Source organism: Natronolimnohabitans sp. A-GB9, from assembly GCF_030848565.1.
GTDB lineage: Archaea > Halobacteriota > Halobacteria > Halobacteriales > Natrialbaceae > Natronolimnohabitans.
Window position 1 is genome coordinate 270,314 of the sequence record NZ_JAVDDV010000004.1, and the last position, 22,858, is coordinate 293,171.

The window sequence follows — 22,858 nt, forward strand, 5'->3', positions numbered from 1 at the left end:
GTCGCGATCGCCGTCGATTCGAGACGGTGGGGTTCGACTCGCCGTCAGGCGAGTTCGATCCGCTCCATTTCTCGCTCGATGTCAGCCGGAGCGATCCGTCCACCGTGGGTCATCCGGACGTGTGCTCGCACCAGTCGTCTCACCTCGTCAGCACTGCTCGAGCGAATCACGAACTGACAGTTCCCCTCCGAACACGAAAATTGGTAGGGCATACCATCACATTGTTCGGGACGTGAGGTAGTAGTTTTACTTGCACGTTTCGGGATGTGACCGCTCGAGGCGGACGCAACCCCTCGAGAACCGGTGCGGTCCCACCGCGCCCGCGTTCACCGCTCATCGAAGCCCACTCCGACGATCCCCGCCGTCACGATGAGAAGGACGGTCCCAGTGACGAACAACGCTGTGTAGGAACTCACCGAGAGGAGGAGGCCGAAGGCGATCGGTGCCACGGAGATCGCGCCGGTCTTTCCGACCTCGAGGACGCTGACGACGCGGCCACGGACGTCGGCCGCCGCAGTGGCGGTAACGACGTCGTTTGCGACCGGATCGAAGAGGCCGTCGCCGACGCTTGCGATTCCGAGAACGAGGAGGACGAGCCAGGGATCGCGGGTCAGGAGCAACGCTGCGGTGCCAGCGCCAAACAGGAGGAGACTCCAGACCAGGACGGCCCGGCGACCGACCTGTCCGACGAGTCGGCCCGCCGCCGGCGCGGCGACCAGCCGACCGAGTCCGAGGACTGCGACGGCGACGCCACCGACGAACTCGCTCGTCCCGAGGACGGTGACCGCGTACAGCGGCACGAACGTAAAGAGCGCATACCGGACGAGAAAGAGAACGATGACCCCGACGATGACGATCCGACTCGCGGTCGGTAGCGCGGTTCCGACCTCCCGTGCCGTCTCGAGAACCCGCGACAGTGAAGGGACGATCGACTCCGATTCTCCGGATTCGGCCGTGTCTGACGTCCTCGAGTTCGGCTCCGGCAGCCAGAGATAACACAGGACGAAGGCGAGAAACGACAGTCCATACAGTGCAAACGGCAGCCGCCAGGAGACGTCGACCAGCGCCCCGGCGAGCAGCGGCGAGGCCACGCCGACCAGTCCGGTCATGCTCGTGAGAAATCCCTGTGCCGTCGTCGCGACCCGTCCCTCGTAAAGGTCGCCGATCAGCGTAATCGCCATCGGAATCAGGCCGGGAAACGCACACCCCTGAAGCGCCCGAAGGAGCAAAACGACGGCAAAGGAGTCGACGAACGCGATGAGCACGCCCGCGAGCCCGTAGACGACCAGCGACGTGAGAAACACTCGCCGTCGACCGAGGGCGTCCGTCAGCGAGCCGACGATCGGGATCGCGACGACTGCAGTGAGGAAAAACGCCGTCATCACCATCCCGACCCGCGCTTCCGTCAGGTCGAACGCCGACGCCATCCCGGGCAGCGCCGGCGAGACGAGCGTGCTGCCGAAGACGCCGACGCCGGCGAGCCCGAGGACGGCGTACAGTTTCGGATCCGCAGTGAGTTCGCCACTACGGTTCATACGGGTCCGAACCCTCGCGGCGTCGCCTCCGGTGCGTGTCGCTCGAGCGAAGCCGGCGACCGACGTGACGATCGGCCGTCGGTGTCCCTGTCGATCGTCGACTGTCGCCGATCGTCGGAATGTACTCGACCAACGAGTGACACTGCCTCGTAGTTCGCGAACAGTTCACGAATAACGTATGTCGAAACCAGCAGTAAATAGCTGCGGGAATCGGAAGATCGCCACGGAGGGCCGTCTCAGTCGAACTTCTCGAGCAGGCGATCGTAGAAGACCGGCTCCGACACCTCCTCAGCCGCCCCACCGTTCGCCACGGCCGTCTCGTCTCGCGCCTCGTCGGCCAGTTTCTCGACGATCAGTTCGGGCGTCGACCGCGCCAGGTGGTCTTTGACCGGCGAGCGACTGACCTCGAGTTCGCCGTCGACGAGTCCCACTGCCTCGATACCGTCGACGGTCACGTCGTAGTCGGCCATCTCGCGGATCTCGCCGGCGAGGTGGGAGACGAAGACGGCTGTCGCTCCGTTCTCCGAGAGCGCCTCTAAGATGCCCGCGATGATCTTCGCCGAGGCGCCGGGCTCGGTGATACTCTCGAGTTCGTCGACGAGCACGAGCGATCCCTCGCCACCCTGTGCGAGGGCTGCAAACTCCCGTACCGTCGACTCGAAGGCGCCCGCATCGAGGGTGCCCTGGGTCTTGGCGTGATAGTGGAGGTCGTCGAACCGTCGCAACCGGACTCGCTCTGCGGGAACGGGCAACCCCATGTGGGCCAGCACGACGACGCTCGCGACCAGATCGAGCGTCGAGGTCTTCCCGCCGCTGTTGACACCCGACAGCAGGGTGACGCCCGAGACCTCGTAGTCGACGGGATCGATCTCCTCGAGCGGTTCCTCAAGCAGGGGCGACTGGCCGCCCTCGATGGCGAACCCGACCGGCCCCTCACGTCCGTCGTCGTCCGGATACACGAACGCCGGCATCGTACACTCGTACTCGTCGGCGAATCGGGCGATCGCGAGTTCGACGTCTAACTCGAGGGCGTTCCGAACCAGCCGTCGTGCGCCCTCGCGCTGGTCGGCCAGATCGGCCGCGAGCTCTCGTTTGAGCCGCCCGGCACGTCGCTCCTTAGCCGCGGTCAACTCCTCGCGTAGTCGAGAGACGACTGCCTCGTCGCGCTCGACGGGAAACGCCGGCTCGTCGCTGAACGTCCGGCGGGCGATCTCGGCCTCTCCCTGATCGAGATCCAGCGCGTCGATCAGGTGTTCGCGGGCGGCCTCGACGGCTGCTGCGTACTCGTCTGCGAGTTCCCGTGAGAGCAGCGAGTCGACGCCGGCGCCGCGTTCGACCAGCGAGAGCAGGTCCGACCCTTCGATGGTGACGTCCTGTTCCCGGATCGCCTCTCGAAGCCGATCGTTGGCGACACTTTCCGCTGCGCTTACCGCCGCATCGAGGTCGTCGACCGCCGTCGTCAGCCGATCGAGTTCGTCGTCGCCCGCGACGGTGCCGTCCTCGTCGAGCCGTGAGAGTCCGTCCTCGAGCGCGTCGAGATCGCAGGCTGGCTCGAGGTCGGCGGCCCGGTGGACCTCGACGGCGGCCTGTAGTCGATCCTGGTTGCGCGCGAAGAACGCGAGCGGACGCTCGGGGACGACTGCGGCGGGGTTCTCGAGAGCGTCGGGTTTTACCTGGACGTCGCCCTCGACGGTGACGCCGGCGAAAGACTCGTCGAGCGCGATCACCGTCGAGTACCCCCGCGCGAGTTCGGCCAGCCCCTGGGCGTCCTCGACGACCTCGACGGAGAGTTCGGGGATCGCCTCGCGAGCCTCGGCGTAGCGCTCGGCGTCGGTCGTCGCCAGACAGCGCTCCCGGACGTGGACGTCGCCCGGCTGTCCTAACGGCTCGACGCCCTCGAGGGCCTCGAGGACGGCGTCGTCGTACTCGCGTTCGATGGCCTCGCGGGCGAACGCCTGGATCTCCTCGATGCGCGACCGTCGCTGGCTCGGGTAGATCGTCTCGAGTCGCTGGGCGGCGTAGTCGGTGACCGTCCGTGCTTTCAGGAGGCCGAGTACCTCGCGGTAGATCTCTCGGGCGCGGTCGGTCGCGAGGAAGCCGCCGGGATCGTCGTGTTCCAGACGGATCGCGCCGCGGGCGATGCGGGCGGCCCGACCCTGGCTGATCCCCGGTGCGGTCGCGATCGTCGCGACGTCACCCCGCCGCAGCGCGCGCTCGGGATCGTCGAGCGCGGCAAGCGCTCGAGCGGTCTTTTCGCCGACACCCGGGATCGACTCGAGCTCCATCGTTTCTCGACCGCCGTATCAAACCGCAGCGAGAAAAAGCTCCCGCCCGCCTTTTCGCCCCTGGTGTGGTGGTATGGCAAATGAAAAGGTTTTGATACGGCGTCTGATGCGGACTGCTGTACCGAGTTACCGCCGATCGACAGCACGGGGTCGGCGATCGGCGGTAATTGCCTACAGGAGACCGTATGAAAGTAACGAACAACTTATGGCGAAACTCATACTTCCGGACAACACGATGCACACACCGATCCCACTCGAGACGCTGTCGCGTTCCGCGACAGGCGTCGAGACGTGATCGGGTGTGTACTGACTGCTGTCCGACAGTATCACCACCGCACTCTGCAGTAGAAAGCAAAGCCCTATGATGGTGATGCTGGTCGAGCGTATGAATGTCGAACCCATTGTCCCGCCGTCGAGTGGTGCAACTCGGCGGCACCGGAACCGCGCTCGCACTGACCGGACGACTCGCTGCGGACGACGACGGTGACGAGGCCGAGAACGATCCGGACACGAACGGTGAGTACACTGTCGCCATCGAGGTCGGCATCGACATTGACGAGTTAGCCGAGTTGGAAGAGGACCTCATGGAACAGGTCGAAGAGGGCGAGATCGATCAGTCCGAGGCCCAGGCCGAATTCGAGGAGGAGCAGCGAGAACTCGCCGCAGAGTCGATCGAGGCGCTCGAGACCCGCATGGAGGAGGTCGACGACGTGACCGTCACCGATACCGAACCCCATACCGGCTTTGGCCTCGCCCTCGTCGACGGTGAGTCGGCCGCGTTGATCGAGACCCTTGAGTTCGACGAGGTCGTTGGCCTCCTCCCTGAGGAAGCGTTCGAAGCGGTCGAGGCGGAGCCCTGACCGGCGTTACGCATCCAGTGCGTCGAACCCGACGGCGCACTGATACTACCGGACAGCACTATTCACCGTCGGTCGCATTACTGCGGCCGTTGCCGACGGTGACGGCCGCGAATTCGCGGCCGACGGCTCACTGACTGCTGTCCGACAGTATGACCGTTGTGGTGCCGAGAAAACGCCATGAGCCAAGGCACCCAGACCCGCGATTTCACCGTTCGACGACGGTATCGTGACGGACTTCTTCGCGCCGCGGGGCGCCGGTCAGACGCGGCTGTTCTGTTATACGATCGGCCGACCGGCGTAGCGAACGTGACGCGTCTGCTCCAGTCTCGAGGCTTGCGCGCTCCGGGCCGCCCGTTATCGGGTCGGCTTTCCAAGGTCGGATATGGTACTCAAGAAACTCCTCGGCTCGACGGCAACGCGGTCACTGACGGTCGTTTCGGTCCTCTCGGAGGCGAAGCAGTCGTTCGAACGCGGGAAGCGACTGCGCGGGGCGCTGTTGCTCGGCGTCGCCGTCCTCGCCTGGAAGTGGGCGATGATCGGGCTAGCCGCTCAGGGACTCCTCAAACTCGTTCGTGGCGGTGCGTCGGACTCGAGTCCAGCCTAATACTGTTGGACAGCACGATTCGACGATCGGTCGCGCTACTGCGGCCGTCCCGAGGGTGAGGGCCGCGATCTCGCGACCGACGTCTCACTGACTGCTGTCCGACAGTATAAGAAGGGAAACGGCTTGACGTTCCGGCGGGCTGTGCTCCCCGCTCGTTATCGACTGCGCTCGCGAGAGGCGCTGACTCGCGGTGCTCACGTTGTCGGTGTCGAAGTCCTCGAGTCGTGGCTCGTTCCACTCCTCGATCGTCGTCCCCGAGAACTCGGGCTCGTGCAGTTCGTCGTCGGTCATACCCGGCGGTCGGCGACGCGGGAGTTCGATCTGATCCCAGTGTCTGCAACGGATGTTGTCCGGTACGATCGATGACCCGAGCAGCGATCGTCTCGAAACCGACGACTGCTCATTTCGGATGTCCACCCGAAACCGTGATCGGTCGACGTTCGGTCGCAGATATTGCACCGAACGGCTCGTTTGATACGTCTACTCGGATACCTCTTTCCTGTCTCCGATGGGAACGCCGACGATCACTGTCGTCCGCAACGAGGTCGACACAGACTGCGAGTACCACTGCGACGCCCTCTCCGCGCTCGTCCCGAACGCGCTCGAGATCGACTATCCTGCGGGCGAGCGTCCGGCCCTCGAGCGGACTGACGGGGTCGTCCTCTCGGGGTCGACGGCCGGCGTCTACGAAGCCGACGAGCAGCCCTGGATCGACGATCAGAAACGACTCGTCCGGGAGCTGATCGACCGCGAGATCCCGACGCTCGGCGTCTGTTTCGGCCACCAACTCGTCAACGCGGCGCTGGATGGAACCGTCGAACACGTCGGAACGATCGCTCGACCGATCACAGCGACGCTCGCCGACGACCGGCTGTTCGAAGACGTCTCGCCGGTCGTCCCCGTCGCCCACGGCGACGTCGTCACCGACGTCGGCGACGGGATGACCGTCATCGCCTCGGCCGACTACTACCACGCCTTCGCGACGCGTCATCACAGCGCGCCGCTGTGGACGGTGCAGTTCCACCCCGAGTTCACCGGCACGCTCCGCGAGCGCCTCGAGGCCGATTTCGGCTGGACGGACGGCGACACCGATCTCGAGGACGTCGACGCGACTCGCGTCGTCGAGAACTTCGCGTCGATCGTCGCGGACGCGAGCGTCTGACGATCGATTATATCGTTTCGACTATCGACTCGACCGTCTCGGCGGCGTCGAGGACGCTCGCGTCGTCGAATCGCGATCCGACGAGCATGAGCCCGACCGGCAGCCCGTCGACCTCGCCGACGGGAACGCTGACCGCGGGGTGGCCGGTCCGGTTGAAGGGAGTCGTGTTAGCGACGACGATGTCCGCTTGCATTCGGTCGTACTGATCCTGCTCGGGATCGTGTTCGGGTGCCGTATCCAGCGTCGTCGGCATCGCCAGCAGGTCGTACTCCTCGAGTAAGGCGTCGTAGCGCTCGGTGAGTTCGATGACGAGGTTCATCCCGTCGGCGTAGTATCGCGAGTGGTAGGCATCGTTGGCGTAGGCGCCCATGAGCAGGGACAGTTTCAGCGGGGCCGGGAAGTCGTCGGCCTCGACTCGCCGCGTCGAGCCGAAGAACTCGATCCAGGACGTGTTGTACCAGGCCTTCCAGCCGTGGCCCACCCCTTCGCCGATCATCGCGTCGAGCAGCCCTTCGGCCGTACAGACGGTGTGGATATCACTTGCATCACGGTGCATCGGCTCGGAAACCTCCTCGAGAGTGGCACCGCGATCTTCGAGTTCCGCGAGGCCGTCGCGAACACACTCGAGGACGCTTGCGTTGGCCTCGTCCCGGTCGAATCCCTCGTCGAGGACGCCGATCGAGAACTCGTCGGCGTCGCCGTCGAGTTTCTCGTGATAGGGTTCGACGGGCACTGGATTCGGGTCCCGGAGGTCACGTTCGTTGCTGCCGGCGATGCTCGAGAGGACGCGTGCGACCGTCTCGACGTCCGGTCCCATCGGGCCAGGGTGGCCGATCGCGTATGCGAGACCGATACAGCCGGTGTAAGGGACGAGCCCGTAGGTCGGCTTGTGGCCGACGATCCCACAGACCGCGGCCGGAATGCGGACGCTGCCGCCCTGATCGGAGCCGATGGCGGCGTCGGCTTCGCCGGTGGCGACGACGACTGCACTACCACCGCTCGAGCCGGCTGCCAGATAGTCGTCGTCGTGGGGGTGCATGATCGGCCCGAACGCGCTGTGGCCGGTGCGTGTCATGGCGAAATCGTCCATGTTCGTCTTGCCGACGACGTCGGCGCCGGCCTCGAGCAGTCGGGTTACGAGCGTCGCGTCGACGTCGGGGACGTAGCCCACGACGGGGTGAGAGCCACAGGTCATCTCGACGCCGGCGACACAGATGTTGTCCTTGATCGCGACGTCCAGTCCGTCGAGTTCGCCGTTTGCGTCGCCTTCGACGTAGCACTTGCTCACCCAGGCGTTGTACGGGTCCTCCGCGCTGGGAACGCGGGTTCCGTTCGTCCGTTCGCGTCGCTCGTTGCCGCCGAGTCGCGGCTCGGGATCGTACGATCGGACCGTCTCGTAGGCGTCCGCCCGCTGTGCGGCCATCTCGGCGAAGAACTCGAGTTCGTCGTCGGTGAGGTCGAGATAGAGCGAGTCGGCTAGCTCACGCAGATCGTCCTCCGTCGGCGGTCGAATCGGCATAGCGGAGCAACGATTCCGATGGCCAAATGGACCGTTGGCCGGCGGACTGACAGTCACGTATCGCTGACCGTCTTCGTTCGTGACCAACTGTCGCATCGAGTTGGCGGTGCGGCCAGCGACGCGTCGTGGAGTAGGAGAAACGACCCCCGTTTCCGCCCACGAGTACGTCGAAACCACCGGCTCCGAGGGAAAACAGTTCAGGCGAGAAAACCGTCGACGGCCGTCACTCGTCTAAGTGTTCGATCCCCTTTTTCGAGACGTTCGCCTCCGTGATCTCGTTGGGCATCCAGTCGGGCTTGTCGTCGGGCGCCGTCTCCTCCCAGGCCCAGCCGTCGTAGATGTGTACCTTGTCCGTCCCTTTCTCTCGAAGTCGCAGTTCGACCCGCTCTGCCTCCTCCTCGCTCGAGCCAGGCTCGAGTCGCCGGGCCGCCTTGAGTGCGGCCTGACGCGGTGTGTTTCCGGAGAAGACGCTCGATTCCTCGCCGTCCGACTCGCGCAGTGCAAAGTTTCGTTTCCCGTCTTCGCGTACCATTGGTTTCGCCTCCGTGTCAGTCCAGCACACGACTCGACATAAAGATATCCCCCAAAACCGACCGACTGCGGCGGTATCTTTAAGTGAGTCGCTTCCGCCAGTCTTCCGCAGTGTTCGCTCGCTCGTCGGTCGGTTCCGTCTCGTTCTCTCGAATTCGACCGTTCGTTGGCGCGTCGAAAACACTTAAGTATATCCTACGGCGAAGTTCGTCATAGAATCCCGCGATGGTACGGAAAAAGAAGCTGAGTCCAAGCGGTGCGAAAGACGAAGACGGAAACTACCACAACGTTCACCTCAACCTTCACGAGGACGAACTCGCAGTCGCGGGCATGGATATCGGTGACGAGGTATTCGTCCGGGTCCGAGACGGCAAGATCATCATCCAGAAAGCCGACGAGGAAGAGGTCGAACACGAGTTCTAGAGACGGCGGTTCACGCTGTGCTCGTTGCGTGCCAGGAGCGCTACTGGCATTATCGGCCCCTCGCCACTCGCCAAAGTCCGATCGAGAGCTACCGCTTTTTGTTCGCTCTTCGACTCGCGTAGTAGCTACTGACCGTCACTCCAGACCCGATCGCCGGACTGTGTTGTGATCGGTGTGGACGTCGGCTCATACGGTCTGCTGTCGTCAATTACTGCGGTCGCAAGAACGGATCGGCGATTGGCGGGAGATCGGTACAGCAGTCCGTATCAGTGGCTCTTCTTGCTCACGGGTTGCTTTGCTCCCCGTTTGCCTTCCCGCGGCGCAAAGCGCCACGCTTTCGGTCGCTCCCTCCCTTTAGGTATGCCTAAATTATATGTGACTGTTTTTCTTTAGGCTAGCCTAAAATGGTTGGAACGACACTCGACGACATCAGACGCTACATCGAGTCACTCGCGAGCGAATCGGGCTCCTACTACCTCGTCTGCGGTCGTACGGGGGAGCGGCCGGTGCCCGCCTCGGGACTTGCGTTCGAGAGTCGCACGATGGCTCGAGCGGCCGCACGCGCGACCGAACAGTACCGGGCGGCACTCCGACGCTACGATCCGCGCGTTCCCTTCTACGACGTAATCGTTCACTCACGCACGAGCGACGAGACACACGCCGGCGGCGCGCCACCGGACACGCCAGTCGACGAACTCGAGACCCAGACTGCGGACGGCCACGACCGGACCCGGTCGGCCGTCGACTTCTGTCACACCGTCGCGGGCGCCGTCTTCGAGACGATCGCCGACTCGCCTCACGCCGCCCTCGAGGAGACGATCATGGACACCTACTTCGAGACCGCCGAAACGATCGAAGACCCCGACGAGCTCTGTCTCCGCTTGCTCGAGAGCATGGCGACGGAACTAGAGGACCACCTCGAGCCGGCCGCCCAGCGTGACGTCCTGTTGGCGGCCGCACAGCGGCTCCCCGCCCAACCGTCTGGCGACGATCCCCTCGAGACGACGTTGTCGCGACTCGAGACCGCCGGATTGCTCGAGACCTACGCGATCGAGCCGACGATCGATCTCGATACTGGCACTCGATCGTGGGCCGTCACGCTCGACGGCTACGCGCTCGAACGGTCGGCCGAACGCGCCGTGACGCTCCCGATCGTTCTCGAGTTGTTCCGTCGGTTACCGAGCCGAGATCTGACCGTGGCCGCCGCGTCTTCGCCCGACTCGAACTGGCGTCTCGACGTAACGACCGCGCCGTCTGATGGCCCGACCGGACTGCTCAGCGTCTCTCGAGGGAATCCATGACCGTGACGACCCGTATCCACCGCGCGATCGACCGTGTCGAAGCCGAGCGGGAGCGGGCCGACGAGACGGTCACGGCGCTCGAACGGTTCGCCCGCACGCTCGAGCAGATCGAACCCGTGTCGCCGACTCGACCGACGGCTACTGATGGTGGGGTGACGGCCATCTCGATGGCGGGGGCGCAGTCAGTGTCGTCGGAGTCAGCCGACCGCTGTCGAGCGGTCCGTGACGCGTTCGACGAGACGGTTCGAGCTGTGGCTTCACGTTCCGCTCGCCCGCCGACGCTTACGGAACACGTTCGGGACGAACTCGGACCGGAGCTCGCGCTCGCCCTGTCGCCGGAGAGCGATCGTCGATTCACCCCCGACGTGAAGGCGGCGGTTCGATCGACGATCGGAACACGCCACTCGGAACGGACGGCGATGGCCGCGGCACTGGCGGACGAACTGGAGTCCCTTCGCTCGGCGGTCGACACCGTCGAGACGATTACTGACTGGCTCGTCGCGGCCGACGAGACGCCCCTGCTCGAACTTGGGTTCGAGGAGCTCCGAGAGCGCCACGAAACGCTTGCGCGCCACCGCGAGCGCTGTCGTCGCGTCTGCCGGGAACGCCAGGATGTGATCCACGGGACGACCACCGACGGTACCGTCGGCGTTTCTCACCGCCGACTCGTCGCGTCGCTCTACAGCGACTGTCCGCGATCGTACCCGGTTCTGGCGACGATGTGCCAACTCGAGGCGCTCTGTGAGCGGTGCCAACGTTCCGTGCGGGATCATCTCACCCGCCGTGTTTGAAGGGAGAAAACGACTCGAGGACCTACTGCAGCGCCTGAAGATCGAACTCGAAGGCCGCGACGGGCACCTCGAGGTCATGTTCGACGAGCACCTTCGGATGGACCTCGCCGATGACGCCGACTTCTTCGCCGTCGATGACGACCGCGGCCGTGCGGCCATCGATGAAGGTTGGGTGGTCAGTTGGGGGCGTCTCGAGGTCGACGTCGAACTGCCGGCACAGCGCCTGCAGGCGGGCCTTGGCGTCCTCGTAGCCCGCGTCGTGGCTCGCGAGGACGGCCCCGACGTGGCGGTTCTCGAAGACGCCAGTGTTTTCGCTCTCGTCGAGGCGGGCCGTAAACCCGATCTCGGATAGGTGCTGGGGGTACGAGCGGTGGGTGTTTCGCTCGAGGACCATCAGCAGCGAGGGCATCACCCACGTCCGCAACATGGTGTAGTCCTCGCTGTAGACTTCCTTGATCGTCGTCGGCTCGCCGGCGCCGTAGGCGTCGGCACCCGGCTCGATCTCGAGGCGTTCGAAGTTCTCCGTCTCGTTGATCATGTGGAAGTTGAGCAGGTCCTCGAAGCCCAGCCCGACGAGCTGGGTGCGCGTCGCGCGCTCGAGCCGGGAGCGTTCGTGGCGACCGCCGACGGTCCCCACGTCGGGATAGGTCGGCTCGAGGTCGTTGAAGCCGTAGGCCCGTCCGAGATCGTCGATGACGTCCAGCGGGTGGAGGACGTCGACGCGGTAGGGCGGGATCGTAACTTCGTAGACGAGGTTCCCGTCCTCGTTTTCTGCTTTTGTGGCCTCGAGTCCCGACCGCTCTGCGAGGTCGATCACTTCGTCGGGATCGAGGTCGATCCCGAGGATGGTCTCGATGCGGTCGTGGGCGACCGTTTTGGTCTTCGTCGAGAGGTCGGGGCGGACGATCTCGCGTCCGCCGGACTGCGTCCGGCTCCCGTTCGAGTCCGCGTTCGCGGACTCGCTGTCCGGATACTCGACGGCGACGTCCTCGATCGTCGCGCCGCGGGCGGCAAGCGCGTAGCAGACGATGTTCAACATCTTGTCGATGGTCCACTGGTCGGTGCCGGTCATCTCGACGAACAGAGCGTGGGAGTCCGTCGAGACCTCCGTCCGGCGGCCGTTGATGACCGGCGGGAACGAGAACAGCCCGAGGTCGTCGTAGATCGCCGGGTAGCGCTCGTAGTCGCCGACGAGGTCGGCGTAGGTCTGGCCGGTCGGGTGCTCTTCGAGCACGTCCGCGGGCGTCATCTCCTGATCCGAGTCCAGCGGGACGAACGTATCCTCCTCGGGTTCGACGCCGACGTACTCGATGGTCGGGTTCCCCTCCGTCGCGGGACTCCCTTTGAGCATCGTCAGGTCGTGAATGCCGATCGCGCCCTTCGCTCGCTTGCGGCCCATCGTCGCGTGGAGCTTCTCCTGGAGCTGGATGAGCGAATCGAGACTCTCCTCGTCTAAGTCGACGTCGCGGATCACCGCACCCGTGACGTAGGGGCGCTCGTCGGGGACCGACTCGTCGACCTTGATCGTCCAGTCCGCCGAATTCGTCGACGGGACGTGAACTCCGCGTGCGTCGCCGTAGTGATATCGCAGCGAGCGCGCGACCCCTTCGACCGAGAGCCGATCGAGGCGGTCGGGGGCGAACTCGAGTTCGAACGCGCCGTCCTCGGTACGGCCCTCGAACTCGAGGCCGAGGCCGAACAGGTCGTCTTTGAGTTCCTCGTCGCCTTTCTCCTCCGCGCCGGTCAACTCGCGCAGTTCGTCTGGATCGATGTCGACAGTGGGCATCAGTAGGTCACCTCCGCGTTCCGCAGGAACTCGAGATCGGCCAGCGTGCCGTGGAGGTCGCGGATGTCCTCCGCGCCGGTGGTCAGCATGGCGAGTCGTTCCAGTGCGAGCCCCCAGGCCATTACGTCACAGTCGACGCCCAGTGGCTCTAACATCTCTTCGCGGAAGATGCCGGAGTTGCCGATCTCGATCAGTTCGCCCGTCGTGGGGTGGGTACCGAACAGCTCGAAGCTGGGCTCGGTGTAGGGGTTGTAGTGGGGTTTGAACTGGATGTCCTCGATGCCGAACTGGGCGTAGAACTCCTCGAAGGTGCCCATGAGGTCCCGCACCGAGAGGTCCTCGGCCATCACCCATCCCTCGATCTGGTAGAACTCGAGTAAGTGGGTCGCATCGAGGGTGTCGTTGCGGTAGGCCTTCTCGACGCTGAAGAAGCGAGCAGGTGGTTCGATCTCGCCGATCTCTTCGCCGGAGAGGTACCGCGTCGAAAGCGAGGTCGTATGCCCTCGCAGTGCGAGCGCGCGGGCGAAGTCCTCGTCCCACGGCGAGTGATACCCCTCGCTGTCTTCGCCCAGGCCCTCGCGGTGGACCCGTTCGACGTCCTCGACGAGTTCCTCGGGGAGCTCGTCGATGTGGCTGGGTTCTTCCATCGCGAACCGGTCCCAGTGGGTCCGTGCGGGGTGGTCCTGTGGCATGAACAGGCAGTCGTTGATCCAGAAGTCCGCGTCGACGTGGGGACCATCCATCTCCTGGAAGCCCATCCCGACGAGGACGTCCTTGACCCGCTCGGACATCTGACGGAGAACGTGAACCGTGCCGCTTTCGACCGCCTCGGCGTCGGCCTCGACGTTGTAGTCGGCGAACTCGACCGTCTCCCACTCGCCGCTTGTGAGTAGCTCCGGCGTGACTTGTCCGACCGTCTCGGCGGTCTCGATGCCCGCCATCAGTTCGGTGACGCCGAGTTCGGTCAGTGTCACCTCGCGAACCGTCGTCTCGGTCCGCTCGAGGAGTCCGCGGCGCTCGAGTTGGTCGATCGTCTCCGCGTCGACGTCGACGCTATCGGCGGCTGCCTCGCCCGATTCGGCGAGCGCTTCGAGGGCGTTCGCTTCCGCGTCCGCCGTGGGATCGGCGTCCGGATCGGCCGTGATCTCGCCGCTCTCGATCGTTCCGTACCCCTTCCGGGCGTAGTTCGAGAGCGCGATGTCGACCTGGCCACCCTCGAGGCCGGAGGCGCCGATGACCTGTCCCATCTGTGTGGGGTCTTCGTCGGCGCCAGCCTCGAGGGCGGCTTCGTACAGCCGAATTTCGGGGAGCCGTTCGTCGGCGTACTCGGCACCCTCTTCGGTCAGTGTAATCGTTTCGTCGACGCGCTCCTCGACGGCGACCAGCCCCTCCGACTCGAGTTCGAACGCCGCCCCGGTGACGGTCTCGGGGGGAAGATCGGCCTCATCGGCGAGGGCGTCGACGGACGTTGCCTCGTCCGCGCTCGCGGCCTCTAGGACCGCGACCTGTTGTGCTGGAAGTTGCATTCGCTTGTTCGTATGGCTGCGTGTCGGTCAGTTAGCGGTTCCGATACTCCCCTCGTGGCCGGGACCAGCTCCGGCCGAAGACGAACGTGGTCGGTTTCGCCGCGAGCGCCCGGTGTGAGCGCCCGCGGATCCACCGGCCCGGGATCACCGGGCGAAGAAGAAGTCGAATCCCGACTGGAAACGCTGTGGCTGGCTGGCGACGCCGTCCGCGTGGGATTCGAGTGCCATACGGGAGACGAGTCGGGATCGGTGCAAAAATCTTGTGGGTTCCTCCCACGGTCTTTCGCTCATCGATTCGAGAGCCGCGTCGTCTCGAGCGAGCCCGAATCGACCCACTCGAAGCCGTCCTGCTCGGCGCTTGCCGTGGCCGTCGTTGCGTCGGGATCGAACGTCTCCTCGAACTCGATGCGGGTCTCCTCGGGTTCGGCCGCCGGCAGCTCCGGCAGGAACTCGTCGTCCTCGAGCAGCCCGTCGACGGAGACGGCGCCGCCGGCACCGAGGGCAGCTCCGAGCGCACGGTAGCGGTCATCGTCCGTCTCGAAGGCCTCGTCCGTGCCGAAGGAGTCGTTGGTCACGCGGGTCGTCGTCGTCGAGCCGGAGAGCTCCCCGAACCCGTCCTCGGACGCGTCCGTCGTTTCGCGCTCGTGTTCACGCTCGGTTCTCTCGGTGGTGGTGGCTCGGTCGTCCCGTGTCGCCGTTCGCTCGCGTTGGGTCTCGAGGATTGCATCGGCGACGTCCTGTGGCGACGCGTCCGTACTCGACCCGTCGTCGCTCACCCGCGAGACGGACGGAGCCCCGCCACGGATCTCGAACCCGCCGGTTGCCGTCGATGGCGATGCCGTCGTGTCCGTCGTCTCAGTCGAAGTCGTCGTCTCGACCGTCGAATCCGCCGACGCCGATTCGGTCCCCGACGCGTTCGCGCTCGTCCCGTCTGTCGTGCGGTCCGGTTCGGCCTCGTCGATAAACGACGCGATCGAGGCCTGTTCCCTGGCCGTTTCCGCGGCCGCTTCATCGCCGTCGTCGCCGAGTCGATTCGAACGGCGTCGCGCGCGCTCGAGCGCCCACTCGGGCCAGGGCTCGGTATCGGCGTCGGACGTTTCCGTCCCCGTCCACGACGAACCGCCGCTGACCGCTTCGTCGGCCTCGTCGGGGACGTACACCTCGAGGCCGTGTTCGGGAAGCAACGGTCGGTCGAACGCCGACACCCTCGGCCCGTATCGGTCGCGAAGCGCCTCGAGTTCCGACGTTTCGACGAGTGCGGCCCGCCAGCGGTCGACGCCGCCCGACAGGAGGACGACGGTCGCATCGGTGCCCGCGAGCAGCCGTTCGTCGACTGCACGGAGAACCGCGGGCAGGTTGTCGTCGGCCAGTGGCGTCTCCGGATAGGTGATCGTCGCCTCCCGGCGTCGGCCCTTCGGATCCGTCGCGGTCAGCTCCAGCCGATCGCGGCCGTTCGCGGCCGGCCCCGTTCGCGTCCACTCCAGCGACCAGCCGATCCCCTCGAAGACAGCCTCGAGTTCCCGTCCCAACGCCCGCTGGGCGTAGCGTGCCGAACAGGTGAGGCCGCGATCGCTCCGGCAGATCAGCCGGCGGACCGTCGCGGTCCGATCGCGCGCGTCGGCGAGGACGTCCTCGAGGACCGACTCGAGCGAGCGTTCCTCCTGGCCGGGCGGGATCGCGGTTCGGTACTCCCGGCGCTGGGCGCGGACGTCCGCGGGCGTGACGCCGAACGAGCCGAGGACGTCGGCGGCGACGACGACGTCGCGATCGGGCCCGCTGGAGTAGCCGATCTCCATCGACGCGGTCTACATCACGAAGCCAGATATGCGTTCCCCTGAAAACTGGACAAAAAATAGACAGATACTGTCGGACAGCAGTCAGTGAGCCGCCGGTCGCTCTCGCGGTGTCCCCGCGTTACTCCCGTCGCCGCGGCGACTCGAGTTCGATGTCGGCGTCCGCAAGCAGTTCCTCGACCTCCTCGCGTTTCTCCTGGTGTTCCTCGAGGAACTCACGCATCAGCTGGGCGGCCTGCTCCTTGCAGTCCCCACAGAGGCGCTCGCCGCCCGTACACTCGTCGTAGACACGTTTGGCGAACTCGTCGTCGTCGCCGGCCAGCAGGTAGGCGTACAGCTCGTAGACGGGACACTCGTCGGCCTTGCCGCCTTTCTCGCGGTGTTCTTCTGCGGTCTCGCGGCCGCCGGTCGAGGCGGCCTTGACCTTGTCGTAGCCCGTCTCCGGATCGTCCAACAGCGAGATGTGGGACGCGGGGATCGAGGAGGACATCTTCCCGCCGGTCAGCCCGGTCATAAAGCGGTGGTAGATCGACGACGGCGGCTGGAAGCCGTAGCCGCCGTGGTCGACCTCGATCTCGCGGGCGAGTTCCTCGGCCTCGCCGCGGTCTACGTCGAATGCGTCGACGTGGCTCTCGTAGACGCGCTTCTCGCCGTCGATCGCCTCGATCAGCGCGTCGAAGGCGTCCTCGGTCGCCCGCCGGTCGAAAAAGCGCGTCCGGGGTCGGATCGGCTCCATGCCCGCTTCACGAAGCTTCGTCAGCACTGAATCGAGGACGTCGGCGCCGACCTCGAGGTCGGCCAGTGGCGTCTCCTCGAGCGCCTCGGCGACGTGGACACAGCGCAGCGTGTCGTCGTCGAACGCTGCGGGATCGAGCCGGTCGTAGCAGTCGGCGACGAGGGCGCGCTCTTCGCCCTCGAGTTCGAAGCTGGCGTACGCTTCGCTGACCTTGAAAAACCGCATCCGTTCGGCGAGATCCCGAGCCAGCCGGACGTGGGGATCCTGGTCCGGCCCGACCGGGATCACGGTCGGTTTGGGCTCCTCGAGTTGCGGGTAGAGGATGTCGGCCATCTGGGTGACGACCGACTGCATGTGTGAGACGTCGGTCTCGCCGTCGAAGCCGTAGATCGCCTGGAACTCCGAGAAGTTGGCGTCGGCGCCGAGTTCGAACGCCAGGTCCTGGAGCTTGCGGTTCCCGGACTGTCGGTAGAGGGTCCCTTCCTCGGGGTCGAAGCCGAGTGCGAGCAAGGAGAGGAGATAGTCCCGGGCGTGTTCGTCGATCTCCTCCCAGCTCATCCCGCGGGCGGCGTTTGCCTCGAGGTCGGCGATCAGGGCGTAGGCGTCTCCACCCTGCTGTTGGTGCCAGATGATCTCGTCGAAGACGAGCTTGTGCCCGATGTGAGGGTCGCCGGTCGGCATGAACCCCGATAGCGCGGCGAACGGCTCGTCTTCGCGCATCGCCTCGGCGACGGGGCGATACTCCCGGTGGCCGAAGATGACGCCCCGGCGCATCAGGTAGTGGGGCTCGGGCACTTCCTCGAGTACCTCGTCGAACTCCTCGATACCGAACTCCTCGAAGAGCTTGCGGTAGTCGGAGACGCTCGAGGACCCCCAGGGGTCGAGTGCGACATCATCAGCGCCTGCAGCTCCGCCGTCGGATCGGAGTTCCGGCGTGGATCGCTCATCGCCATCCATCACCGGTACCCCGGTCGTCGGTTCCCCTGACTCGGGCTCCTCGAGTGGGTCGTCTCCGGTCATTAGGTGCGTTTTGGCGCGCCAGCGCGCAAAAGCCTTCGGCTTCGCCGCGGTGGTTCGATTCGGCGGACGTGATCGCTCACAGTCGTCGTCTCAGATGGGCTAACTATCCACACGAGCGAAACGAAGATAAGGAGCGTATAATGACGAGCCGGTCGGCGACAGGAGGCGTATGGTCGAACGTAGCAGACGGTCGATACTGGCGATCGGGACCGCAGCGGTAACTGGTGGGGTGCTCGCCTCTGTCGGGACGACCGGTGCCGACGACGGCTGTTGTCGGTCGGTAGCGGCGGGATCGGACGGCTGGTCGTCGTATCGGGGGAACACGTCGAACACGGCCTTCGTCGAGACGGACGCGTTCCCGGAGCTCGATGGCGTCGCCTGGGAGTACGAGGAAACCGGTTCGGTTGCCGCCGTCGACGGCGGTGTCTTTCTCCGGACCGACGATGGAGACGTCCACGCCCTCAACGCGGAAACCGGCGACCTCGAGTGGAAACTGGAGGACCTCGACGCGGTCGGAACGCCCGCGGTCGAAGGCGAGACGGTCTACGTCTCCGGGGGGCGACTGACTGCTATCGACGGCGGTACCGGTGACGTGCTGTGGGAGATGGCGTTCGACGAGGACGACGGCGCGAGTCCGACGGTCGCGGACGGGACGGTCTACGTCGCCGCCGGCGGCTCGCTTTACGCGGTCGACGCCGAGGACGGATCGGTCACCTGGAACCACGACCGAATCGAACTCGAGGTCTACGACGAGGAGACTGGTGAGGGTGAAACGACAGAGCGGCCGTTCGCGACGCAGCCCGTCACCGTCGACGACGACACGGTCTACGCTCCCGTCTCACCGTCGGGGTTCGTCGCCCTCGACGCTGCCACGGGTGACACGCTGTGGACGGCTGACCTGATACGCGGCGGTGATCTCGTCATTCCGACCGAAGACGGCGTCTACGTGAGTGGTTTCGAAGGTGGCCACAGGCAAAGCGAGAGCCACCTGGCAGAGTACGACGGTGAACCGGAGCCGATCGGTCCGACGAGGCTCCAAGAGCATGCATCGCGTTTCGAGACCTCGAGTGAGGCCTTCGCGGCGTCGGGCGAGGTGCGGCTCATCACCGCAGCGGAGGGAAGACGCCTCGAGGCGTGGGACGTCGAACGCGAGGCGTTCCGGTGGACGTACGACGATCTCGGAGAGCAGGACCTCTTTCGGGCGCCGGTCATCGCCGGTGACACGGCTATCGTCTCCTATCATCCGCCCTCGATGGCCGAGGACGAGCAGAACAACGAGGAAGCTCGGACGTTCGGCGCCGAATCGGCGATTCTCGGGCTCGATCTAGAGGACGGGTCCCCGAAGTGGGTGCTCCCTCACGAAGCCGTCGGTGACGTCGACGATCCCCTCTCCGACGGTGAGCTTCCCTACGCCGTCAGCGACGATACGCTCTACGTCAGCGCCGACACGCTCGTCGCCGTCCGGTCGTCCGAAGACATCCCGACTGACGACGGCGATGCCGACGACGAGTCAGGAGACGACGAAGCGACTGACGGCGACACGACGACGGACGATACCGACAGCGAAGCCGACCGTGACAGCGACGACGAACCGGATACGGGTCTCGAGACTGACACCCCCGAAAACGATTCTCAAACGGACACCGAAAACGAGAGCGAGTCGGACGGTAGCGCCGACGAGGCTCCCGGTTTCACCACCGGCGCCGGACTCGTCGGCGGTGGACTCTCGCTCGAGTGGCTCCGCCGCCGAGCGACCACGGACGAATCGGCGGAGTGAGACGGGCGACTCGCCATCGTCTCGAGGCCGGCGGAATAGTGGTGTCCGGACGCCTGGGCGGTCTCGTTCGAGCAGTGCCGTTCAGTCTGCCGTCTTCGCCTGAGCGGCCGCCGCTTGCAACTCCTCGAGTCGCGTCGATCGGACGCCTGCCAACACGACAGCAGCGAAGACCGTCTCTCCGTCGGGTCGAGGCGCGTCGCCACCGAGGATGCCCTCGCCGACGGTCGACTGGAGCGTGCGTCGGCCCTCTGCGATCGCGTGCCGATCGAGCCAGTTCGGCGGCCCGCCGACGATCAACAGGCCACGATCGGCCGTTTCGGGCTCACACTCGAGTGTAAGCTTCCCGCGGATCCCCTTCTGGACGACGGTTTCGACGGCGCTGACGGCCTCACTGGTCTCGACGTCCCGTTTCGTCGAGAGGAGACCGAGCCCGAACCGCGATTCCGTCGTCTCGACAGTCTGATCGCCGTAGCCGAGCGTGACGATCCCCGACTCGTTGCCCAGGATCCGCTCGCGGTCGCTTGCGTCGATCACGTTCTGGGCGACGGCACCGTCGGTTCCGCCGCTGGCGAAACTGGCCGCGACGCGCGTGGCCAGCTCCCGGTTACATCGATCCCGTGCGTCGGCGAGGCTCTCGCCGGGTCGGAGCCACGCCTCGTTGTCGAACACCACGATCGCGCTGGCGAGCCCGTCGAGTCGCTCGAGCGTGGCGACGGCGTTCGTTGCCGCGTTCGGCCGCGGTGGTGCCTCGCTGTCGGCTCGCACGGACCTCGAGTGCGGTCCCGTCCCGGTGCCGTCGTCGGCCTCGGGATCGAACTCGCGGTCGGCCGGCAACGTCGCGAGGACGTACACCGGAACGTCGTACTGTCGCTGAAGCGCGGCGACGAGTCCGGGCGCCGTCGCGCTGCCGGTCGTGCCACCGAGGCCGACGGCCACGAGAAACGCGTCGGCGTCGGTCGGCGACCCGCGCGCGACGACCTCGAGGAGCTCGTCGGCGTGTTCCCGACCGATCTCGAAGCCCGTTTCGATGGCTCCCTCGAGTCCGTCCGGTGCTCCGAGTGCAGTCCCGTCCGCGTAGCGGTGGCGATGTGACTCCGGAAGGACTGTACTGCGGAGCGTAGACGCCTCGGTATCGAACGCGAAGACGTCGGTACAAAACGCGTGCTCGGTCGGTTCGACGGCCCGAATCGCATCGGCGAGCCGACAGCCCGCGCCGCCGACGCCGATCACCTCGAGTTGCATGATGGCACCCTCGAGCGTCGGGCCTTTCATCGTTGTGCTCGCGGAGAAGCAGTCCGTATCAGGGCGTCAGCCGCTCGAGTGACCACCAGTCGACGCCGCCGTCCGGACCGACCAGTGCGAACACCATCGTCTTGCGGACACCGTGGGCTAGCCGAACGTCGAGTGCCAGGTCCCGCGGCTCGAAGACGTGGTCGTCGGGGTGGACCCGAACCAGCAGCTCGGAGTGACCCAGGTCGTCGACCGACTCGACATCGGCGTAGGTCCGGAAGTCCGCGCCGAACTTGTATCCCGTCTTGGGCACGACGTCGCGCTCGCGCAGCGCCGTATAGACCGCCAGTCGGCGGTCGAACCGCTCGCCCTCGACCTCCCGGCCTCGCTTGCGGACAGTCGCCGGCTCCAGATCGATCGCGCCGCGTTCGGCGAGGTAGGCTGCCTCGAGCAAGGAACACTGTAACGTGGGCCGGTCGTACTCCCGACCCTCGAGTGGTTGGCCGTAGAACGCTTCCTCGTAGAGCGTTATCGGCGGATCCCAGACGACGACGCGGTCGGCCAGCAGGTCGGCGTCACAGCCATCGGGAAGCGGGGCCCTCGAGGTCCCCGTCGGATCGCGCCGGTCGACCTCGAAGTAGGTGATCTCACTTTCCTCGTCGACCACCGCGAGGACGCCCGCCTCGAGGTCGGCGGCCGACACGTCGGTTCGTTCGCCGATCACCCGCAGTCGGTACTCGATCTCGCCGTCGCCGGGGCCCTTCCCGCGTGGGAAGACGGCGAAGTCCGCCTTCCCCGTGGGTGGGTCGGCGACCCACGGCTCCGCCGCCGGTGAGAGGTAAAACCCCCGCGAGCGCAGGTCGGCGTAGACCAGAAACCGGACGCCGAACTTCTCGCCCGGTTCGCGGGCCACGAACGCCCGGAAGTCCAGCCGCTCGCCCGATTCGTCGACGATCGCCTCGAGGTCGCCCCGATAGAGCAGGTGGGCGGCCTCGACCGGTGCGAGTGCGATCTCGTTGCCCGAAAGCGGATAGCCATAGCCCCGCGAGTCGTGATAGCGCTGGCGTGCGTCGTTGCCCACGCGAACGACGCCCGCGTCCTCGTCGAATCTCCCCTCGAGTCCCATAGCCGACCGTTGAACGGGCGGGCCTAAGTGGCTGCGGATCGAGGCTCCGGGAAATCGTACAGGGATCCGTATCAGTCGTCGGCCGCGGAATCGGCCTCGAGCGGCCGCGCCAGTCCGCGATCACAGGTCGCGTCGAGACATCGTGTTCCGCTCCGGGTTTCGAAGGTGGGGAGGCCACAGCCACACTCGCCGGCGACGATGCCGGCGGGGATCGCGAAGCCGGTATCGCAGTCAGGGTAGTGTTCACAGCCGGCGATGAGTCCGCCGCGTCGGAGAATCCGCAGGTCGCCGTCACAGCCCGGCTCCGGACAGTCCCACTCGCGGTCGAACGCTTCGCGAACGGCGTCGTCTAAGGACTCACAGCTCCGATCGATACAGACGTCGAAGGCGAGCCCACGCTCGACGCGCATCCGCGGGAGCCCACAGTCACAGTCACACTTGTCGTCTCGAACCGTCGCGTCGGCCGGAATCCCATAGCGAGTGTCACAGTCGACGCAGTGGACGTCGCCAGACCGGACGAGCGTCCCGCCACAGTCGGGACACGTACCGACGGGCGTCCCTGCCGCAGAGACCGGATAGGTGGCGAACCCGTCCCGATCGTGGGCAGCGATCCGCAGTGTCTGGGTGTCTTTCTTCGCGACGAGCGTGAAACCGTCCGCGCGGTCGCTCGAGACGCTGTCGGCGCGGGTCAGCCACGCGACGGGCTGGTAGCCGTCGCTGTCGTGGACCAACACGGTGTTGTCGGGTTTGACGATCGTCGTCACTCGACCCCGGTACTCCTCGCGGTCGCCCGTCTCAGCGATGACGGTGCAGTCGCCCGCGAGCACGCGAATCGCGTCGTCGATCATAGCCG

General features: G+C 65.8%; 21 protein-coding genes. 7 read left to right on the forward strand and 14 right to left on the reverse strand.

Annotation, left to right across the window (positions count from 1 at the left end; translation table 11 throughout):
• Positions 1–44 precede the first annotated feature (44 nt).
• From RBH26_RS07940 to RBH26_RS07950, 3 genes are all read right to left on the reverse strand, one after another.
• A complete protein-coding gene (locus tag RBH26_RS07940; RefSeq protein WP_306757659.1) occupies positions 45–212 on the reverse strand; it encodes a DUF1059 domain-containing protein in 168 nt (55 codons plus the stop codon).
• 114 nt (positions 213–326) lie between these two features.
• Complete coding sequence (locus RBH26_RS07945; RefSeq protein ID WP_306757660.1) at positions 327–1,535, reverse strand: MFS transporter; 1,209 nt, start codon at positions 1,533–1,535, stop codon at positions 327–329.
• A gap of 236 nt (positions 1,536–1,771) precedes the next feature.
• The gene (locus RBH26_RS07950) at positions 1,772–3,820 is read right to left on the reverse strand and encodes a helix-hairpin-helix domain-containing protein (protein ID WP_306757661.1); all 2,049 of its coding nucleotides are present in this window, start codon (positions 3,818–3,820) and stop codon (positions 1,772–1,774) included.
• A 389-nt stretch (positions 3,821–4,209) separates the two neighbouring features.
• Between RBH26_RS07950 and RBH26_RS07955 the strand changes: the two genes are divergently transcribed.
• Complete coding sequence (locus RBH26_RS07955) at positions 4,210–4,680, forward strand: hypothetical protein (RefSeq protein WP_306757662.1); 471 nt, start codon at positions 4,210–4,212, stop codon at positions 4,678–4,680.
• 382 nt (positions 4,681–5,062) lie between these two features.
• Positions 5,063–5,284 (forward strand): hypothetical protein, encoded by a 222-nt coding sequence (locus RBH26_RS07960; protein WP_306757663.1) that lies wholly within the window; start codon positions 5,063–5,065, stop codon positions 5,282–5,284.
• Positions 5,285–5,368: 84 nt separating this feature from the next.
• Here RBH26_RS07960 and RBH26_RS07965 read toward each other — a convergent pair whose 3' ends face one another.
• Positions 5,369–5,575: a hypothetical protein gene (locus tag RBH26_RS07965; protein WP_306757664.1), complete on the reverse strand. Its 207-nt coding sequence runs from the start codon at positions 5,573–5,575 to the stop codon at positions 5,369–5,371.
• A gap of 217 nt (positions 5,576–5,792) precedes the next feature.
• Here RBH26_RS07965 and RBH26_RS07970 point away from each other — a divergent pair, with 217 nt between their 5' ends.
• Positions 5,793–6,446 carry a type 1 glutamine amidotransferase gene (locus tag RBH26_RS07970; protein WP_306757665.1) on the forward strand — a complete coding sequence of 218 codons (654 nt, stop codon included), beginning with the start codon at positions 5,793–5,795 and terminating at the stop codon, positions 6,444–6,446.
• Between the two features lie 7 nt (positions 6,447–6,453).
• Here the strand turns inward: RBH26_RS07970 and RBH26_RS07975 are convergent, their stop codons facing one another.
• Together RBH26_RS07975 and RBH26_RS07980 are read right to left on the reverse strand one after the other, a co-directional pair.
• Entirely contained in the window at positions 6,454–7,965 is a 1,512-nt protein-coding gene (locus tag RBH26_RS07975) for an amidase family protein (RefSeq protein WP_306757666.1), read from the reverse strand.
• A 223-nt stretch (positions 7,966–8,188) separates the two neighbouring features.
• Positions 8,189–8,497, reverse strand: coding sequence for a non-histone chromosomal MC1 family protein (locus RBH26_RS07980; protein WP_306757667.1), 309 nt, complete (start codon positions 8,495–8,497; stop codon positions 8,189–8,191).
• 224 nt (positions 8,498–8,721) lie between these two features.
• Between RBH26_RS07980 and RBH26_RS07985 the strand changes: the two genes are divergently transcribed.
• From RBH26_RS07985 to RBH26_RS07995, 3 genes are all read left to right on the forward strand, one after another.
• Complete coding sequence (locus tag RBH26_RS07985; RefSeq protein ID WP_006674053.1) at positions 8,722–8,919, forward strand: hypothetical protein; 198 nt, start codon at positions 8,722–8,724, stop codon at positions 8,917–8,919.
• 404 nt (positions 8,920–9,323) lie between these two features.
• Positions 9,324–10,220, forward strand: a complete 897-nt coding sequence (locus RBH26_RS07990) for a hypothetical protein (RefSeq protein ID WP_306757668.1) — start codon at positions 9,324–9,326, stop codon at positions 10,218–10,220.
• Positions 10,217–11,011 carry a hypothetical protein gene (locus tag RBH26_RS07995; RefSeq protein WP_306757669.1) on the forward strand — a complete coding sequence of 265 codons (795 nt, stop codon included), beginning with the start codon at positions 10,217–10,219 and terminating at the stop codon, positions 11,009–11,011. The genes RBH26_RS07990 and RBH26_RS07995 overlap by 4 nt, the downstream gene beginning before the upstream one ends.
• Positions 11,012–11,033: 22 nt before the next feature.
• Here the strand turns inward: RBH26_RS07995 and pheT are convergent, their stop codons facing one another.
• The 5 genes from pheT to RBH26_RS08020 all read right to left on the reverse strand — a co-directional run bounded on the left by pheT (position 11,034) and on the right by RBH26_RS08020 (position 17,872).
• The gene (gene pheT / locus RBH26_RS08000; protein ID WP_306757670.1) at positions 11,034–12,797 is read right to left on the reverse strand and encodes a phenylalanine--tRNA ligase subunit beta; all 1,764 of its coding nucleotides are present in this window, start codon (positions 12,795–12,797) and stop codon (positions 11,034–11,036) included.
• Entirely contained in the window at positions 12,797–14,323 is a 1,527-nt protein-coding gene (locus RBH26_RS08005; RefSeq protein ID WP_306757671.1) for a phenylalanine--tRNA ligase subunit alpha, read from the reverse strand. The genes pheT and RBH26_RS08005 overlap by 1 nt, the downstream gene beginning before the upstream one ends.
• A gap of 144 nt (positions 14,324–14,467) precedes the next feature.
• On the reverse strand, positions 14,468–14,614 hold the full coding sequence (locus RBH26_RS08010) for a hypothetical protein (RefSeq protein WP_306757672.1): 147 nt from the start codon (positions 14,612–14,614) through the stop codon (positions 14,468–14,470).
• Complete coding sequence (locus RBH26_RS08015; protein WP_306757673.1) at positions 14,611–16,119, reverse strand: hypothetical protein; 1,509 nt, start codon at positions 16,117–16,119, stop codon at positions 14,611–14,613. The genes RBH26_RS08010 and RBH26_RS08015 overlap by 4 nt, the downstream gene beginning before the upstream one ends.
• A gap of 118 nt (positions 16,120–16,237) precedes the next feature.
• Positions 16,238–17,872, reverse strand: coding sequence for a tryptophan--tRNA ligase (locus RBH26_RS08020; RefSeq protein ID WP_306757674.1), 1,635 nt, complete (start codon positions 17,870–17,872; stop codon positions 16,238–16,240).
• Positions 17,873–18,041: 169 nt separating this feature from the next.
• On the opposite strand from RBH26_RS08020, the gene RBH26_RS08025 reads away from it, so the two are divergent.
• Positions 18,042–19,649, forward strand: a complete 1,608-nt coding sequence (locus RBH26_RS08025) for a PQQ-binding-like beta-propeller repeat protein (RefSeq protein WP_306757675.1) — start codon at positions 18,042–18,044, stop codon at positions 19,647–19,649.
• A gap of 81 nt (positions 19,650–19,730) precedes the next feature.
• On the opposite strand, the gene RBH26_RS08030 is transcribed toward RBH26_RS08025, so the two are convergent.
• The 3 genes from RBH26_RS08030 to RBH26_RS08040 form a co-directional block, all read right to left on the reverse strand.
• Entirely contained in the window at positions 19,731–20,891 is a 1,161-nt protein-coding gene (locus RBH26_RS08030) for a tubulin/FtsZ family protein (protein ID WP_306757696.1), read from the reverse strand.
• 58 nt (positions 20,892–20,949) lie between these two features.
• The gene (gene endA / locus RBH26_RS08035) at positions 20,950–22,005 is read right to left on the reverse strand and encodes a tRNA-intron lyase (protein WP_306757676.1); all 1,056 of its coding nucleotides are present in this window, start codon (positions 22,003–22,005) and stop codon (positions 20,950–20,952) included.
• A gap of 71 nt (positions 22,006–22,076) precedes the next feature.
• Complete coding sequence (locus RBH26_RS08040; RefSeq protein WP_306757677.1) at positions 22,077–22,853, reverse strand: DUF91 domain-containing protein; 777 nt, start codon at positions 22,851–22,853, stop codon at positions 22,077–22,079.
• Positions 22,854–22,858: the final 5 nt, after the last annotated feature.

What these genes read in the sequence shown, in the direction of transcription:
- RBH26_RS08040 (WP_306757677.1), bottom strand. Translation starts at nt 22,853, where the DNA reads ATGATCGACGACGCGATTCGCGTGCTCGCGGGCGACTGCACCGTCATC.
- RBH26_RS07975 (WP_306757666.1), bottom strand. Translation starts at nt 7,965, where the DNA reads ATGCCGATTCGACCGCCGACGGAGGACGATCTGCGTGAGCTAGCCGAC.
- RBH26_RS08010 (WP_306757672.1), bottom strand. Translation starts at nt 14,614, where the DNA reads ATGAGCGAAAGACCGTGGGAGGAACCCACAAGATTTTTGCACCGATCC.
- RBH26_RS07990 (WP_306757668.1), top strand. Translation starts at nt 9,324, where the DNA reads ATGGTTGGAACGACACTCGACGACATCAGACGCTACATCGAGTCACTC.
- pheT (WP_306757670.1), bottom strand. Translation starts at nt 12,797, where the DNA reads ATGCCCACTGTCGACATCGATCCAGACGAACTGCGCGAGTTGACCGGC.
- RBH26_RS07960 (WP_306757663.1), top strand. Translation starts at nt 5,063, where the DNA reads ATGGTACTCAAGAAACTCCTCGGCTCGACGGCAACGCGGTCACTGACG.
- RBH26_RS08015 (WP_306757673.1), bottom strand. Translation starts at nt 16,119, where the DNA reads ATGGAGATCGGCTACTCCAGCGGGCCCGATCGCGACGTCGTCGTCGCC.
- RBH26_RS07985 (WP_006674053.1), top strand. Translation starts at nt 8,722, where the DNA reads ATGGTACGGAAAAAGAAGCTGAGTCCAAGCGGTGCGAAAGACGAAGAC.
- RBH26_RS07995 (WP_306757669.1), top strand. Translation starts at nt 10,217, where the DNA reads ATGACCGTGACGACCCGTATCCACCGCGCGATCGACCGTGTCGAAGCC.
- RBH26_RS08005 (WP_306757671.1), bottom strand. Translation starts at nt 14,323, where the DNA reads ATGCAACTTCCAGCACAACAGGTCGCGGTCCTAGAGGCCGCGAGCGCG.
- RBH26_RS07970 (WP_306757665.1), top strand. Translation starts at nt 5,793, where the DNA reads ATGGGAACGCCGACGATCACTGTCGTCCGCAACGAGGTCGACACAGAC.
- endA (WP_306757676.1), bottom strand. Translation starts at nt 22,005, where the DNA reads ATGGGACTCGAGGGGAGATTCGACGAGGACGCGGGCGTCGTTCGCGTG.
- RBH26_RS08020 (WP_306757674.1), bottom strand. Translation starts at nt 17,872, where the DNA reads ATGACCGGAGACGACCCACTCGAGGAGCCCGAGTCAGGGGAACCGACG.
- RBH26_RS07945 (WP_306757660.1), bottom strand. Translation starts at nt 1,535, where the DNA reads ATGAACCGTAGTGGCGAACTCACTGCGGATCCGAAACTGTACGCCGTC.
- RBH26_RS07940 (WP_306757659.1), bottom strand. Translation starts at nt 212, where the DNA reads ATGCCCTACCAATTTTCGTGTTCGGAGGGGAACTGTCAGTTCGTGATT.
- RBH26_RS07980 (WP_306757667.1), bottom strand. Translation starts at nt 8,497, where the DNA reads ATGGTACGCGAAGACGGGAAACGAAACTTTGCACTGCGCGAGTCGGAC.
- RBH26_RS07965 (WP_306757664.1), bottom strand. Translation starts at nt 5,575, where the DNA reads ATGACCGACGACGAACTGCACGAGCCCGAGTTCTCGGGGACGACGATC.
- RBH26_RS08030 (WP_306757696.1), bottom strand. Translation starts at nt 20,891, where the DNA reads ATGCAACTCGAGGTGATCGGCGTCGGCGGCGCGGGCTGTCGGCTCGCC.
- RBH26_RS07950 (WP_306757661.1), bottom strand. Translation starts at nt 3,820, where the DNA reads ATGGAGCTCGAGTCGATCCCGGGTGTCGGCGAAAAGACCGCTCGAGCG.
- RBH26_RS08025 (WP_306757675.1), top strand. Translation starts at nt 18,042, where the DNA reads ATGGTCGAACGTAGCAGACGGTCGATACTGGCGATCGGGACCGCAGCG.
- RBH26_RS07955 (WP_306757662.1), top strand. Translation starts at nt 4,210, where the DNA reads ATGTCGAACCCATTGTCCCGCCGTCGAGTGGTGCAACTCGGCGGCACC.